This is a genomic window from Novosphingobium sp., assembly GCF_031424035.1.
In the GTDB taxonomy this organism is placed as follows: Bacteria; Pseudomonadota; Alphaproteobacteria; order Sphingomonadales; family Sphingomonadaceae; genus Novosphingobium.
The window spans coordinates 16,077-29,200 of the sequence record NZ_JANPGP010000087.1 but is presented as its reverse complement, the minus strand read 5'-3'; the positions used below and the strand labels follow the sequence as shown (position 1 = coordinate 29,200).

The following is a 13,124-nucleotide window of genomic DNA, read 5'->3' as shown; positions in this document are numbered from 1 at the left end:
ATCGCGGGCCGCGGCCATGATGGTGATCACACCGTCGTAGATTTCGGGCACTTCCTGCGCGAACAGCTTCTTCATGAATTCGGGGTGCGCGCGGCTGAGGAAGATCTGCGGGCCGCGGTTGTTGCGTTCCACCTTCGAGATATAGGCGCGGACGCGTTCGCCGGTACGGGCAACTTCGCGGGGGATCTGCTGGTCGCGGCGGATCACGCCCTCGGCGCGGCCGAGGTTGACGATGACATGGCCGAATTCGACCGACTTGACGGTACCGACGACAATTTCACCGGCGCGGTCCTTGAATTCCTCGAACTGGCGCTCACGCTCGGCATCGCGGACCTTCTGGAAGATCACCTGCTTGGCGGACTGCGCGTCGATGCGGCCCAGATCGACCGGCGGCAGCGGATCAACGATGAAGTCACCCAGCTTGGCATTGGCGTCGAGCTTCTGCGCGGCCTTCAGGTCGACCTGCTTGAAGTAGTCTTCGACTTCCTCGACCACTTCGACGACGCGCCACAGGCGCAGGTCGCCGGTGCGCGGATCGAGCTTTGCGCGAATGTCATTCTCTGCACCATAGCGGTTGCGCGCGGACTTCTGGATCGCTTCTTCCATCGCCTCGATGACGATCGACTTGTCGATCATCTTTTCGGTCGCAACGGAATTCGCAATTGCGATCAGTTCGGCGCGGTTCGCGGAAATCGCACTCATGGATCAGTCTTCCTGTTCTTCGAGAATCTCGTCGGCGCCCGAGGTGTCGATCGGGCGCGTGGCGGCAATCAGCCGATCGGTCAAGACCAGCTTCGCGGAATGGACGTCGGAATAGGGGAAGGACACTTCCCCGGACTTGCGATCGTTGAGCACAATCGTTTCGCCGTCAAAGCTCGTGATGTCGCCCTGAACCGTCTTGCGATTGGTATCGACCGGATTGAGCAGCGTTACCCGCGCTTCATGGCCGGTCCAGGCGGTGAAGTCCTTCACGCGGGTGAGCGGACGGTCGATTCCCGGCGAACTGACTTCAAGGCGGTAAGCGTCGGTGAGCAGCACGTCACCGGCTTCTTCCAGATCGTCGATCTTGTCGGAAATGCGGTGCGACAGCGATGCGCACTGTTCGATCACCAGCTGCCCGGTCGCCGGATCTTCGGCCATGACCTGCAGGGTGAAATCCTCATCGCCAATCTCGCCGCCCTTGAAATACTTCACGCGCACGAGATCGAGCCCCAAGGCTGCAACCTCAGGCTCGATAAGTTCAACAAGGCGCGCGATATCCGCCATCAGGTGCTCCATTGGGCCAAACAGCAGCCCACCGACAAGTCATGCAAAGCGTTTCGCGCCGGCCCCTTTCGGCGCCAGCCCCTTCGTTGCTTCACAATGTCGGGATGGCGGCCAATTACGCGCCTTGGCCGCGAAATGCAATTGGAAAGATTGCCCGGCTGGCGTTTACGCAACCGGGGGCGTTCAGCGCCTGCCGTCCGGCGCGCAGCCGGCAAGGCCACGCCCGGTACGTACCAGATCCCTAAAGTAGCGAATCAGGTTATTCGGCGGCCTTCTTCGTTGCGTCGGAAACCGAGGCCCAGTTCTGGTCGTTGGATTCCTTGACCCCGCCGATGTCGACTCCGACATATTCCTTGGCGGCGCCCGAAACGGCTCCCAGCGCCTTGTCGGTCAGCGACTTCTTGGCACCCGATGACGACGATCCAACCACGGCGACTTCCGACGTGCCCGATGACCAGGGATTGGCCGGCTTGGCGTCTTCCTTGTTGCCACCGAAGAAAATAAACCCGGCAGCGCCGACGGCGACCACCAGAACCTTGTGACGAACTACCCACTGCGCAACGCGATACATGCCCAAGTCTCCCCCTGCAGGAAGACCCCCGTCTTCCATCTGCGGAGCGAACTAAGTACAAACACGAAGTTACAAGGTTGTTAACTCGAAACCTTAGCCAGCAGGCTTATCCATCAGACCGTGCTTTTTCATGCAGTGGCGCAGCTGGTCATAAGTGAGACCAAGCGATTTGGCCGTCTGCCGCTGGTTATAGCGGTTCTTGCCGAGGTGATGCTCGATAATCGCGCGTTCGTGGGCGTCGACGGCAATGCGCAGGTCCGAAACGTGGTCATGCGTTGTCTGCATGGGCAGCGCGCTGGATGCGGGACGCGGCGATGTGCCCGGTTCGCCCGGGGATGCAACGCGATGCGGCGCGGCCTCTGGCTTCCACGGGCTGTCGAACGGATCATAGACAACGTGCGCCACGGGCCGGGTCCAATCATCCCAGCGATAGACCGCGCGTTCGACCACGTTGCGCAGTTCGCGCACGTTGCCCGGCCATGCGTATTCGTTGAGCCCCTGCCAGGCGCGTTCGTCGAAACCAGGCCAGGCCTCCCAGCCCAGCTCTGTCGCCATGCGCCGGCCGAAATATTCGGTGAGCACAGGCACGTCCCCTTCCCGCGCCCGCAGCGGCGGCAAGGTGATGACTTCGAAGCTCAAGCGGTCAAGAAGGTCGGCGCGGAACAGGCCTTCATCGGCCAGCCGCGGCAAGTCCTCGTTGGTGGCGGCGACTATGCGCACGTCGACTTGAATTGAGCGCGAGGAACCGATGCGCGTGACTTCGCCATATTCGATCGCGCGCAGCAAGCGTTCCTGCGCGCCCATCGACAGCGTGGCGAGTTCATCGAGGAACAGCGTGCCCTTGTCCGCTTCCTCGAACCGGCCGGCGCGGGCACGGGTGGCGCCAGTGAAAGCGCCCTGTTCATGGCCGAACAGTTCCGCCTCGATCAGCGTTTCGGGCAAGGCGGCGCAGTTGAGCGTAACCATCGGTTCGGCCCAGCGGCGCGAGAGCTGGTGAAGGCGGTCGGCGATCAGTTCCTTGCCGGTCCCGCGCTCTCCGATAACCAGCACCGGACGGCTGAGCGCAGCGGCGCGGCTGGCGCGTTCGACCGCGTCGAGAAAGGCCCCGGACTGGCCAACGAACTGCACCCCGCGCTCCATGCCCAATTGTTAGCAGAATTTCCCAAGTAGCTGCAACAGATACTATGCGCCATTGGTCGATTTGCGCGAAAAGTGGCGGAATTCCCGGCGCAATGCAATTTGGCACGCACCTTGCCAATAGGTGAACAAGCCCAATCGAGGGCATCGTTCGAAAGGTTCCAGACAATGTCCCAGCGTCAGCCAGAGCAGGCCCGGAAAAGCCCCTCCAGCCTCGACCGCGCCGTCGTCTATTCGATCGCCGCGATGGTGGCGATGAACGTGATCGTGCTTGCCCAGCAGCTCTACTCAGTCCCCGAGCTTGCCGTGAGCACCTTTGCCGGACTGGGTCTCGCATGACCCAGTTCGACCCCCTCGGGCCGGTTACCCCGGTGCCCCCCGCTGACGGCACACAGTCCCGCCGTAGCGCCGGGGTTCCGGCCCACCCTTCCGACTTCGGTGCACAGCGTCGTTCCACCCGCTTTGATGACGAGGTAGAACGCCTGCGCACTTCACCAACCCCGACTCAGTCCTCACCCCAATCCTTCGCCATCGGAGCATCCTTCATGGGCATTTTCAGCCGCACCCGCGACATCATTGCCGCCAACTTTTCCGACCTGCTCGACAAGGCCGACGATCCGGAAAAGATGATCCGCATGATCATCTTCGAGATGGAGGAAACCCTCGTCGAAGTACGCGCCTCTGCCGCGCGCACCATTGCCGACCAGAAGGAAATGCACCGCCACACCGTCAAGCTGGACAAGCTCCAGGCTGACTGGGGCGAGAAAGCCCAACTGGCCCTGAGCAAGGACCGCGAAGACCTCGCCCGCGCCGCCCTCGTCGAAAAGAAGAAGGCCAGCGACATGGCCGAGCAGCTCAAGGAAGAGATCAAGGTCCTCGACGACGCCCTGCGCGCTTACGAAGCTGACATCGACAAGCTGCAGACCCGCCTGCGCGAAGCCCGCAGCAAGCAGGGCGCGATCGTCGCCCGCCTCGAAAGCGCCGAGAACCGCGTCAAGCTGCGCACGTTGCTTGCCAGCGAACGTGTTGACGAGGCGATGGCCCGCTTTGACCAGCTCGAACGCCGGGTCGACTATGCCGAGGGCCGTGCCGACGCGCTCAGCCTCGCCGATGGTCGCGGCAAGCCGACGCTCGCCGATGAAATCAATGCCCTCGCCGGGCAGGACAAGGTCGACGAAGAGCTGGAGGCCATGAAGGCCGCGCTCGACGCCGCCAAGAAGGAGGGTTGATCACATGGAAGATGCAATGACAGCCTTTGTCATCATGGGCATCCTTTTCGTCGCTCTGCCGTGGATCATCTTCCACTACATCACCAAATGGAAGACCGCCGCAACGCTGACCACGGGTGACGAAGCCCTGCTCGAAGAACTCTACCTGGTCGCCAAGCGACTCGATGCCCGAATGGACACGGTCGAACGGCTGGTCGCTTCCGATAACCCCGATTTCCGGCCCGCGAAGCTGATGCACGACCGCGAAACCGATAACCAGCAACTGCGCGAGCTTGAAGGACTGCTCGGCAAGAACGAAAGGATGTCCAAGTGAACAGCCCGCGCACCCGCTTTTACCGCGACAAGATCAACGGCAAGATTTTCGGCGTCTGCTCCGGCATCGCTGACTACACCGGGGTCGATGTTCTCTGGGTCCGCATCGGTATGGTGCTGTTCACCCTGACAACCGGTTTCGGCATCCCACTCTACATTATCCTCGCGCTGATCGCCGACAAGAAGCCCGGCTATCTCTATGCCGAGGACAAGAGCGAGCAGAAGTTCTGGCAGGGCGTCCGCCAGTCGCCCGGCCGCACGGCCCGCGAAGTGCGCGCCCAGTTCCGCGACATCGACCGCCGCCTGGCCGACATCGAGACCTATTACGTATCGTCGAACCCGCGCCTCTCGGCCGAGATCGAACGCCTCCGCTAACCCGCTTGCAACAGGGGAAATACCATGGGTGAACTTGCCCTACTCATTCCGCTCGCTCCCTTCATTCTCGGCGGCTTCGTCATCTGGACACGCCACCAGACGAAAATTGCCGAGGCCCGGGCCGCCATGCCGCAGGTCGATGAACGCCAAGCCGCCTATACCCGCGAACTGGAAGACCGGGTCCGCACGCTGGAACGCATCGTCACCGACAAGGGCTATGACGTCGCCAGCCAGATCGAGGCGCTGCGTGATGCCCGCCAGATCGAGGCGCGCCTTGATGCCCGCGAAAAGGATCTGCAGCCATGAACTGGGGCAGCCCTGAATTCGTCATCCTGATCGTCGCGATCTCGACCGGCGGCTGGGTGATCAACAACTGGATCCGCGCCCGCCACGGCTACCCGCTCGAAGACGAGTGGGGCGGCAAGACGGCCAAGGGCGATGACAAGGCCAGCAAGGCCCTGATCGCCGAGAACGCCGAACTTCGCGCGCAGTTGAGCAAGGTGGGCGAACGGCTCCAGGTGCTGGAACGCATCGCAACCGACAGCAGCGTGGGCGTCGCCGCCCAGATTGAAGCCCTGCGCGATGAACCGCGCGTCACGGCAAAGCTTGAAAAGGAAGTCCGCTGATGGACCCGCAGGACCTGATACCCTATCTTGGCTGGCTGATCGGCGGCGGACTTCTCCTTGGCATCGGCGGCATCCTCGCCTCGACCCACAACACCCGGCTGAAGATCAAGCACGGCTATCCGCTGACCGGCGGCTGGGGCCAGGCCATCCACCCTAAGACGACGACCGAGGATGGCGAGCGGATCAAGCTGCTGACACAGGAAAACGCCACGCTGCGCGCCGAACTCGGCTCGGTGAAGGACCGGCTCGCCACGATCGAACGCATTGTCACTGACGGCGGCTACAGCCTGACTCACCAGATCGAGGCGCTTCGCGACCTGCCGAAGAACTGAATTGGCCCAAGAACTGAATTGAATTGAACAAACGGGATAGGGAAGAAACGAAATGAGCGGCAGCCAGATCATGGTGGTGATGATCGTCCTGATCGTCAGTATCGCCGGAATCATCAAAGCACGTTTCAATGCTCGGCACGGAATTTTCGAGAGCCGTCGCGGTCGCCAGCAATTCATTGCCCCGCAGCAGGACGATGGCACCAAGGCCGAACTGGTCAACGAACTCGAAACGCTGCGCGAACGCATCAAGGTGCTCGAACGCATTGCCACCGATGAGCGCCAGAGCCGCTCGATCGCTGCCGAAATCGAAGCGCTGAGGGATAAGTAAGCGCAACCAAGGGACTGCAACTCCGGGGGACCAGGGAGAAGCATGATGATTGATAGCAACCTGATTTCCGCAACCATTCTGCTGGCCGCACTGGGCATCGTCTCTGCCGCAGCATTGCGCGGATGGAACGGCTGGCTCCAGCTAAAGACCCGCGAGCTGGAACAGCGCCGCCCCGAACTGGAAGGCGGCGCCCCATCGGGAATGGCCCGCATCGAAGTGGCCGACCTCAAGGAGCGCATCCGCAAGCTTGAGGCGATAGCAGCAGGAGTTGATCTGTGAGGGGAGTCTACAAATGAAGGACAGGGCAACAGGCGCCGCACGCGCCGGCATCGGACTCGGATCGGCCATTGCGGTCGCCGTGTCATGGAGCCTGCACAAGTCGATCCTGTGGGCCGTGATCCACGGGGTGCTGGGGTGGTTCTATGTGATCTATTACATGCTCACCCGGCCCGGCGGCTTTTTCGGCTGATCCGCGCCTGCTGGCGAATAAATCGGAACCTTTGATCGCCCCGGCCAGTTATCCTGGCTTTCGCCCGGATCACGCAATGACTACATGCACCTCCATGCGCAGCCTTGATGACATCCGCGAGGAATTCGAATTCCTCGACAGCGACGAACGCTACCGCCTGCTGATCGAGCTGGGGCGCGACCTTGATCCCATGCCCGATGCGCTGAAAACCGATGCCACGCTAGTGCGCGGCTGTTCGGCCAGCGTCTGGGTCTATCCCACCGAAGGTGCGAGCGGACGGCTGCATTTCCTGGCGGACAGCAACGCGGCGATTACCAAAGGCATCATCGCGCTGGTTCTCTCATCGGTGCAAGACAAGCCCGCTGGCGAAGTCGCGGCGATGGACATTGCCAACGCGCTCGAACCTTTCGACCTGAAAAACCAGCTGTCGTCCAATCGGACGCAGGGCCTGCCCAACATGATCGCGCTGATTCGCGAGACTGCCGCGCGGCTGGCCGCCGCTTGAAACTGGCTCGGCCATTCTGGCTAACCGCCGGCATTTCTGCGTTTGCGGTGGGCACGATCGGCATATTGCTGCCCTTGCTGCCGACAGTGCCGTTCTACCTGCTCGCCGCCTTCTGTTTCGCCAGATCGAACCCGAAATGGGAGCAATGGCTGCTCGACCACCAGGTCTGGGGGCCGCCAATCCGCCGCTGGCGCGAGCGCGGCGCCATTTCGCGCAAGGCCAAAATCTCTGCCGTGACCGCGATGAGCGTCGGCGCGATAGTAACCTGGTTCACACTCGGCTGGCCTTGGGCCGGCATTTCACTGGCCGTTCTGGTGATCGCCGGAAGCTGGATCTGCACTCGCCCGGAATGAGTTTACCCAGACTGATTTTACAACGCGACACACTGCGACATTTTAGCGCTGAAATGAGACATTCCGTAGCGCGTCGTTCATATTCAGAGGCCTAAACCTGAACTCGCCGGTTCGAATTCCCCCACCGGCAGAATGAAATCAGGAGTACCGGCCATGTTCAAGTTCACCAAGATCGCAGCCCCTGCGCTGATCGCCGCGATGGCCTTCGGCGCTGCAGTTCCCGCCCAGGCCCAGAACTACGGGCAGCACAACCAGGGCCGCGACTACGGCTACAACCACAACAACAACGGCTACAACAATGGACAGGGCATCGAACGCGAGATCACCCAGCTTGAGCGCCAGGTGAACCGCGGTGACAACCGCGACCGCATCTCCGAGCGAGAAGCCGCCGGCCTGCGCCGCGACGTTGCCCAGCTCCGTTGGACCTATCGCAGCTATGCCCGCAATGGCCTGAGCTCGAGCGAGGTCCGCACCCTGCAGAACCGGATCCAGAACATCCGTCACCGTCTGCAGAACGAGCGCAATGACCGCGACGGTCGCCGCTACTAAGCTATAATGGGAAAGGGCAGCTATCAACCTTGCTGCCCTTTCCTGCTTGTCAGACGGCCTGCGGCTTTCTAGTCGCAGGCCGTCATGACAACAAAGCCACGCACGCTTTACGAGAAGATCTGGGATGCCCACGTCGTCGAACGCCAGGACGACGGCACTTGCCTGATCTATATCGACCGCCACCTCGTTCACGAGGTTACCAGTCCGCAGGCCTTTGAAGCCCTGCGCGTTTCGGGCCGCAAGGTGCGCCGCCCGGACCTGACGCTGGCAGTCCCCGATCACAATCTCCCGACCACTGCGCGCAAGGATGCCGCGGGCAACCGCCTGCCCATCGCCGACGTGGAAAGCGCGCAGCAACTCGCCGCTCTGGAACGCAACGCCCCCGATTTCGGCATCCGCTACATCGGCGCGACCGACCTTGAGCAGGGCATCGTCCACGTCGTCGGCCCCGAGCAGGGCTTTTCGCTGCCCGGCGCCACCATCGTTTGCGGCGACAGCCACACCGCCTGCCATGGCGGGCTTGGTGCGCTAGCCTTTGGCATTGGCACCAGCGAGGTCGAGCATGTGCTCGCCACGCAGACGCTGTTGCTGAAGCAGTCTAAGACCATGGAAGTGCGCGTCGAAGGCCATCTCGCCCCCGGCGTCACCCCCAAGGATCTGGTCATGCACATTATCGGCGTGATCGGCACGGCCGGCGGCACGGGCCATGTCATCGAATTCTGCGGGCCGGTGTTCGAACAGATGAGCATCGAAGGCCGCCTCACCGTGTGCAACATGGCGATCGAAGGCGGCGCGCGCTCTGGCCTTGTCGCGCCTGATGACATAACGTTCACCTATCTCAAGGGCCGTCCGCTCGCCCCGACCGGCGACGATTGGGACAAGGCCGTGGCCTGGTGGAAGAGCCTTGCCACCGATGCAGGTGCCACTTTCGATAAGTCGGTGACAATCAACGCCGCCGAAATTCAGCCGACCGTCACCTGGGGCACCAGCCCGGAAGACACCGTCGCCATCGGCGGCGTGGTTCCGGCTCCCGAAAGCTTCGCCGATCCGTCCAAGCAGGACGCCGCGCGCAAGAGCCTTGATTACATGGGCCTTGAACCCGGCCAGCGCATGGACGAGGTTGAGGTGCAGAACGTGTTCATCGGTTCGTGCACTAACAGCCGCATCGAAGACCTGCGCGCCGCCGCCGCCGTGATCAAAGGCCGCAAGAAGGCTGCCAACGTGCGCTGGGCCGTGGTCGTTCCCGGTTCGGGCCTCGTCAAGCAGCAGGCCGAGGCCGAGGGGCTCGACGTTATTTTCACCGAAGCCGGCCTCGAATGGCGCGAGCCGGGCTGTTCGGCCTGCCTCGCTATGAACCCGGACAAGGTTCCGCCCGGTGAACGCTGCGCCTCGACCAGCAACCGCAACTTCGTCGGCCGTCAGGGTCCCGGTGCGCGGACGCATCTCGTCTCGCCGGCGATGGCTGCAGCGGCGGCGGTGACCGGCAAGCTCACCGACGTGCGCGACCTCGTCTGACCCGGCATAGTTCTTTCGCACCCTTGGCCGATGCCGGCACCCGCATACTGGTGCTGGGCAGCCTGCCGGGCGCGCAATCGCTCACCCGGCAGCAGTACTACGGCAATCCGCGCAATGGCTTCTGGTATCTAATTGGCGAAGTGATCGGCCGGCCTGACTTGCCCGCCCAGTGCTATGCCGAGCGCCTTCAGCTGCTGACTGGCGCCGGGATCGGCCTGTGGGACACCATTGCCTCGGCACACCGCAAGGGCAGCCTCGACACAGCGATCCGCGATGCGGAACCTGCGGCGCTGGCTGAACTAGCGGAGGGCCTGCCCAGCTTGTGCGCCATCGCCTTCAATGGTGCCAAATCCGCCGCGATCGGCCGCAAGGCGCTCGGCGCGTGTCCATGGCACCTGATCGACTTGCCCTCGTCCAGCCCGGCCCATGCTGCCATGCCGCTTGCGGAAAAGCGCGAACACTGGCTCGCCTTGCGCGATTTCCTGGCCGCGCCCCTTGAACTCCCCGGCCAGCGACCATAGGGAAATGTCATGACCGATCCTGAAGACAAAAACTGGAAGAACAAGGCCGCCGTCGCCGGCGCTGCCATTGGCTCCGCCGCGCTTGCCGCCGCCGTGCTCTACATGACGCGCAAGAAGCCGGCGAAGGCCGAGCCCGCCCCGATCACCAAAGATGTGCCGGAAACCGACTGATGCACGCCGTCTCCCACGTTGAAGGCAAGGCCTATCCGTTCGGGCGCAAGAACGTCGACACCGACGTCATCATCCCGGCGCAGTGGCTCAAGACCATCACCCGCGAAGGGCTGGGCCAGGGCTGCTTTGAGAGCGTCAGGCAGGAACCCGGCAACGTGTTCGAAGACGAGGCGTACAGGGGCGCGCCCATCGTCATCGCCGGGGACAATTTCGGCTGCGGCTCCAGCCGTGAACACGCAGCATGGGCGCTGCTCGACATGGGCATCAAGGCCGTGATCGCGCCGTCTTATTCGGACATCTTTTCGGGCAATGCCTTCAAGAACGGCATCCTTGCCGTGGCTCTGCCGCAAGAACAGGTCGATCGCCTGCTCGAAGTGGCCAAGTCCGATCCGATCACGATCGACCTTGAAAGCCAGACCGTAACCACCCCGTTTCAGGACCGTTTTTCCTTCGAGATCGACCCGTTCCGCAAGCATTGCCTGCTCAACGGACTCGACGAGGTGGGCCTGACCCTCACCCGCGACAGTGCAATTGCCGCGCACGAAGCCAAGGCGCGCGAAAGCCTGCCGTTCCTTGCCAAGGGAATCGCTGCAGCGGCATGATGTCCGCGCGCTGCATCGGGGATTGAACGGAACGCCCGTGCGGCCTATCGCAAGGGCCAAGTCGTCACACCTAAGGACCCAGCCTGACATGACCGATTTCAATGACCGCGAACGCGCCGAGGAAGCCCACTTCGCTCATGACGAGGAAATGAACTTCCGCGTCCACGCCCGCCGTAACAAGCTGCTGGGCCACTGGGCTGCCGAACGCATGGGGCTCTCTGCCGCTGAAACCGAAAGCTATGCCCGCGCTGTCGTTCAGGCCGATTTCGAGGAAGCCGGCGATGAAGATGTCGTGCGCAAGCTGCTGGGCGACATGACCGCTGCCGGTGTTGAAGTGACCGAGGCCGAAGTCCGCGCCGCGCTCAGCGCCAAGCTGATCGACGCCCGCCGCGCGCTCATGGGCGAGTCCTGAGCCATGGGAATGCCCGCCGCCGAGATCGAAGCCATGATCAAGGCGGCCCTGCCTGATGCAGACGTTGCGATCACCGATCTGGCCGGTGACAACGATCACTTCGCCGCGCGCGTGACCAGCGCCGCCTTTGCCGGAAAGACCCGCGTGGCGCAGCACAAGATGGTCTATGACGCGCTCGGCGGCCGGATGGGCGGCGTGCTTCATGCCTTGCAACTGACCACTGTCGTTCCCAGCTAAGCTTCGCGTTTACAAATTCCCACGAAGGCCGTCCCTCATGTCTGATTCCAATGCCCGCATCGCCGAGATCGTCAATTCCAACGACGTCGTCCTGTTCATGAAGGGCACGCCGCTGTTCCCGCAGTGCGGCTTCTCCAGCCGCGCGATTGCCATCCTCGAGCACCTTGGCGTGAAGTACGAGAGCGTCGACGTGCTGCAGGACATGGAAATCCGCCAGGGCATCAAGGAATATTCCGAATGGCCGACCATTCCGCAGCTCTACCTCAAGGGTGAGTTCCTGGGCGGCAGCGACATCATGATGGAAATGTACGAAGCCGGCGAATTGCAGCAGGCCATGGCTGACGCCGGGCTCGTTTGATCCGGAACGTTACGTTCGTCCCTGAATTCCTTGCGGCATCGGCCCGCTTCCCCGCTCGGCCACCTAACTAGAGTTAAGCTCTGGGTGGCCGGGCGGGGGAGCGGGCCGGTGGCGCAAGCCTGTCGCGGATGCGACAGGCGCACCCGACAGAGACTCTGCCGCAAGCTTTTGGCGGATGCCAAAAGCGCACCCGCCAAAAAGAGAAGCCCGCAGGGTGGGACCTGCGGGCTATCTTTGGGGACGGGTATTGGGGAGACTGAGGGCCGCGGAGACCGGGGGATGCGGCCCCCGTCTCATTCGAGACTGCTTTGGGGGTGCCAGATACAATGCAGGCACCGTGCCAGTTTATGAAAACCCCTAGAATTCTGCCAATTCTTCGAATTTGAAGGCTGAGCAAGCCTTGGAAAATGTAAAATATCCCGACATTCTGGGGGCAATTCCGCTCTTGCTTTGCCGCCTCGACCCGGCAAGGACTGAGGCATGATTTCAGGCCCCGCCTTTCCTGGTGCAGTTCCCGCTGCGACCATCGTCGTCTTCCGCAAGTCAGCAAGGGGCGGCCCCGCGGAATTGCTGATGCTCGAACGTGCGGGTTCGATGCGCTTTGCCGGGGGGGCCGCAGTGTTCCCGGGTGGACGCGTCGATCAGGCAGACCATGCCCTTGCCGCCAGCCTCGACCATGAGCTTGATCCGCATGATGCCGCCTCGCGCATTGCCGGCATCCGCGAAACACTGGAAGAGGCGGGCCTCGCCGTGGCGCTGAAGGGTGAGATCGATGCGGATCTCGCCGCCCGCGCCCGCGCGATGCTGCTGGAAAAGGGCGAGCTTGCTCCGGTTCTCGCTGCCTTCGGATGGACGCCGGACCTTGATGCACTGCAGCCATGGGCGCGCTGGTGTCCGGACTGGGAGGGCGCGTTCGACACCCGGTTCTACCTCGCCGATCTCGGCACGGGCGCGGTCGATGTGGCGGTGGACGATACCGAACACACCCACCTGTTCTGGACCAGCGCCGCCGAAGCGCTGGCCATGGCCGATCGCGGCGAGATCAGCGTGATCTTTCCGACCCGGCGCAATCTCGAACGGCTGGCATTGTTCGGCGATTTTGCCGGCGCCCGCGATTATGCCCGGCAGTTCCCCGTGCGCACAATCTCACCGGTGCGGGTAGAAAGCGACGGCACCACGTACCTGACGATCCCCGAAGACCTCGGCTATCCCGTGACCAGCGAAGCCTTGTCCACAGTCAAGCGCGGCTGATCGAC

25 protein-coding genes are annotated in these 13,124 nt (G+C 62.7%); 21 read left to right on the top strand and 4 right to left on the bottom strand.

Going from position 1 to position 13,124, the window contains the following annotated elements:
• From RMO89_RS12715 to pspF, 4 genes are all read right to left on the bottom strand, one after another.
• On the bottom strand, nt 1-702 hold a 702-nt coding region (locus tag RMO89_RS12715; RefSeq protein ID WP_310533525.1), incomplete at its 3' end, for a transcription termination/antitermination protein NusA.
• 3 nt (nt 703-705) lie between these two features.
• A complete protein-coding gene (gene rimP, locus RMO89_RS12710; RefSeq protein ID WP_310533524.1) occupies nt 706-1,266 on the bottom strand; it encodes a ribosome maturation protein RimP in 561 nt (186 codons plus the stop codon).
• A gap of 259 nt (nt 1,267-1,525) precedes the next feature.
• The gene (locus RMO89_RS12705) at nt 1,526-1,837 is read right to left on the bottom strand and encodes a hypothetical protein (RefSeq protein ID WP_310533523.1); all 312 of its coding nucleotides are present in this window, start codon (nt 1,835-1,837) and stop codon (nt 1,526-1,528) included.
• 93 nt (nt 1,838-1,930) lie between these two features.
• A complete protein-coding gene (pspF, locus tag RMO89_RS12700; RefSeq protein WP_310533522.1) occupies nt 1,931-2,977 on the bottom strand; it encodes a phage shock protein operon transcriptional activator in 1,047 nt (348 codons plus the stop codon).
• Nucleotides 2,978-3,142: 165 nt separating this feature from the next.
• Between pspF and RMO89_RS12695 the strand changes: the two genes are divergently transcribed.
• The 21 genes from RMO89_RS12695 (at nt 3,143) to RMO89_RS12595 (ending at nt 13,119) form a co-directional block, all read left to right on the top strand.
• On the top strand, nt 3,143-3,313 hold the full coding sequence (locus RMO89_RS12695) for a hypothetical protein (RefSeq protein WP_310533520.1): 171 nt from the start codon (nt 3,143-3,145) through the stop codon (nt 3,311-3,313).
• On the top strand, nt 3,310-4,203 hold the full coding sequence (pspA, locus tag RMO89_RS12690; RefSeq protein ID WP_310533519.1) for a phage shock protein PspA: 894 nt from the start codon (nt 3,310-3,312) through the stop codon (nt 4,201-4,203). The genes RMO89_RS12695 and pspA overlap by 4 nt, the downstream gene beginning before the upstream one ends.
• A 4-nt stretch (nt 4,204-4,207) precedes the next feature.
• Nucleotides 4,208-4,516: an envelope stress response membrane protein PspB gene (gene pspB / locus RMO89_RS12685; RefSeq protein ID WP_310533517.1), complete on the top strand. Its 309-nt coding sequence runs from the start codon at nt 4,208-4,210 to the stop codon at nt 4,514-4,516.
• On the top strand, nt 4,513-4,890 hold the full coding sequence (gene pspC / locus RMO89_RS12680; RefSeq protein ID WP_310533516.1) for an envelope stress response membrane protein PspC: 378 nt from the start codon (nt 4,513-4,515) through the stop codon (nt 4,888-4,890). The genes pspB and pspC overlap by 4 nt, the downstream gene beginning before the upstream one ends.
• A 24-nt stretch (nt 4,891-4,914) precedes the next feature.
• Nucleotides 4,915-5,196, top strand: coding sequence for a hypothetical protein (locus RMO89_RS12675; RefSeq protein WP_310533514.1), 282 nt, complete (start codon nt 4,915-4,917; stop codon nt 5,194-5,196).
• Nucleotides 5,193-5,516: a hypothetical protein gene (locus tag RMO89_RS12670; protein WP_310533513.1), complete on the top strand. Its 324-nt coding sequence runs from the start codon at nt 5,193-5,195 to the stop codon at nt 5,514-5,516. Before RMO89_RS12675 ends, RMO89_RS12670 begins: the two co-directional genes overlap by 4 nt.
• On the top strand, nt 5,516-5,848 hold the full coding sequence (locus RMO89_RS12665) for a hypothetical protein (RefSeq protein WP_310533511.1): 333 nt from the start codon (nt 5,516-5,518) through the stop codon (nt 5,846-5,848). The genes RMO89_RS12670 and RMO89_RS12665 overlap by 1 nt, the downstream gene beginning before the upstream one ends.
• 52 nt (nt 5,849-5,900) lie before the next feature.
• Nucleotides 5,901-6,176: a hypothetical protein gene (locus RMO89_RS12660; protein WP_310533510.1), complete on the top strand. Its 276-nt coding sequence runs from the start codon at nt 5,901-5,903 to the stop codon at nt 6,174-6,176.
• 45 nt (nt 6,177-6,221) lie between these two features.
• On the top strand, nt 6,222-6,455 hold the full coding sequence (locus tag RMO89_RS12655) for a hypothetical protein (protein ID WP_310533509.1): 234 nt from the start codon (nt 6,222-6,224) through the stop codon (nt 6,453-6,455).
• A 13-nt stretch (nt 6,456-6,468) separates the two neighbouring features.
• Nucleotides 6,469-6,645: a hypothetical protein gene (locus RMO89_RS12650; protein WP_310533508.1), complete on the top strand. Its 177-nt coding sequence runs from the start codon at nt 6,469-6,471 to the stop codon at nt 6,643-6,645.
• Nucleotides 6,646-6,739: 94 nt separating this feature from the next.
• Nucleotides 6,740-7,150 carry a SufE family protein gene (locus tag RMO89_RS12645; RefSeq protein WP_310533529.1) on the top strand — a complete coding sequence of 137 codons (411 nt, stop codon included), beginning with the start codon at nt 6,740-6,742 and terminating at the stop codon, nt 7,148-7,150.
• A complete protein-coding gene (locus tag RMO89_RS12640) occupies nt 7,147-7,503 on the top strand; it encodes a YbaN family protein (RefSeq protein WP_409035551.1) in 357 nt (118 codons plus the stop codon). Before RMO89_RS12645 ends, RMO89_RS12640 begins: the two co-directional genes overlap by 4 nt.
• A gap of 153 nt (nt 7,504-7,656) precedes the next feature.
• Nucleotides 7,657-8,052 carry a hypothetical protein gene (locus RMO89_RS12635; RefSeq protein WP_310533507.1) on the top strand — a complete coding sequence of 132 codons (396 nt, stop codon included), beginning with the start codon at nt 7,657-7,659 and terminating at the stop codon, nt 8,050-8,052.
• 84 nt (nt 8,053-8,136) lie between these two features.
• Entirely contained in the window at nt 8,137-9,567 is a 1,431-nt protein-coding gene (gene leuC, locus RMO89_RS12630; RefSeq protein ID WP_310533505.1) for a 3-isopropylmalate dehydratase large subunit, read from the top strand.
• 23 nt (nt 9,568-9,590) lie between these two features.
• Nucleotides 9,591-10,088: a DNA-deoxyinosine glycosylase gene (locus RMO89_RS12625; RefSeq protein ID WP_310533504.1), complete on the top strand. Its 498-nt coding sequence runs from the start codon at nt 9,591-9,593 to the stop codon at nt 10,086-10,088.
• 9 nt (nt 10,089-10,097) lie between these two features.
• Nucleotides 10,098-10,259: a hypothetical protein gene (locus RMO89_RS12620; RefSeq protein ID WP_310533502.1), complete on the top strand. Its 162-nt coding sequence runs from the start codon at nt 10,098-10,100 to the stop codon at nt 10,257-10,259.
• Nucleotides 10,259-10,861, top strand: coding sequence for a 3-isopropylmalate dehydratase small subunit (gene leuD / locus RMO89_RS12615; protein WP_310533501.1), 603 nt, complete (start codon nt 10,259-10,261; stop codon nt 10,859-10,861). Before RMO89_RS12620 ends, leuD begins: the two co-directional genes overlap by 1 nt.
• 88 nt (nt 10,862-10,949) lie before the next feature.
• Nucleotides 10,950-11,273, top strand: coding sequence for a DUF1476 domain-containing protein (locus RMO89_RS12610; RefSeq protein ID WP_310533499.1), 324 nt, complete (start codon nt 10,950-10,952; stop codon nt 11,271-11,273).
• A 3-nt stretch (nt 11,274-11,276) separates the two neighbouring features.
• Complete coding sequence (locus RMO89_RS12605) at nt 11,277-11,510, top strand: BolA family transcriptional regulator (RefSeq protein ID WP_310533498.1); 234 nt, start codon at nt 11,277-11,279, stop codon at nt 11,508-11,510.
• 37 nt (nt 11,511-11,547) lie between these two features.
• On the top strand, nt 11,548-11,868 hold the full coding sequence (grxD, locus tag RMO89_RS12600) for a Grx4 family monothiol glutaredoxin (protein WP_310533497.1): 321 nt from the start codon (nt 11,548-11,550) through the stop codon (nt 11,866-11,868).
• A gap of 480 nt (nt 11,869-12,348) precedes the next feature.
• Entirely contained in the window at nt 12,349-13,119 is a 771-nt protein-coding gene (locus tag RMO89_RS12595; RefSeq protein WP_310533496.1) for an NUDIX hydrolase, read from the top strand.
• Nucleotides 13,120-13,124: the final 5 nt, after the last annotated feature.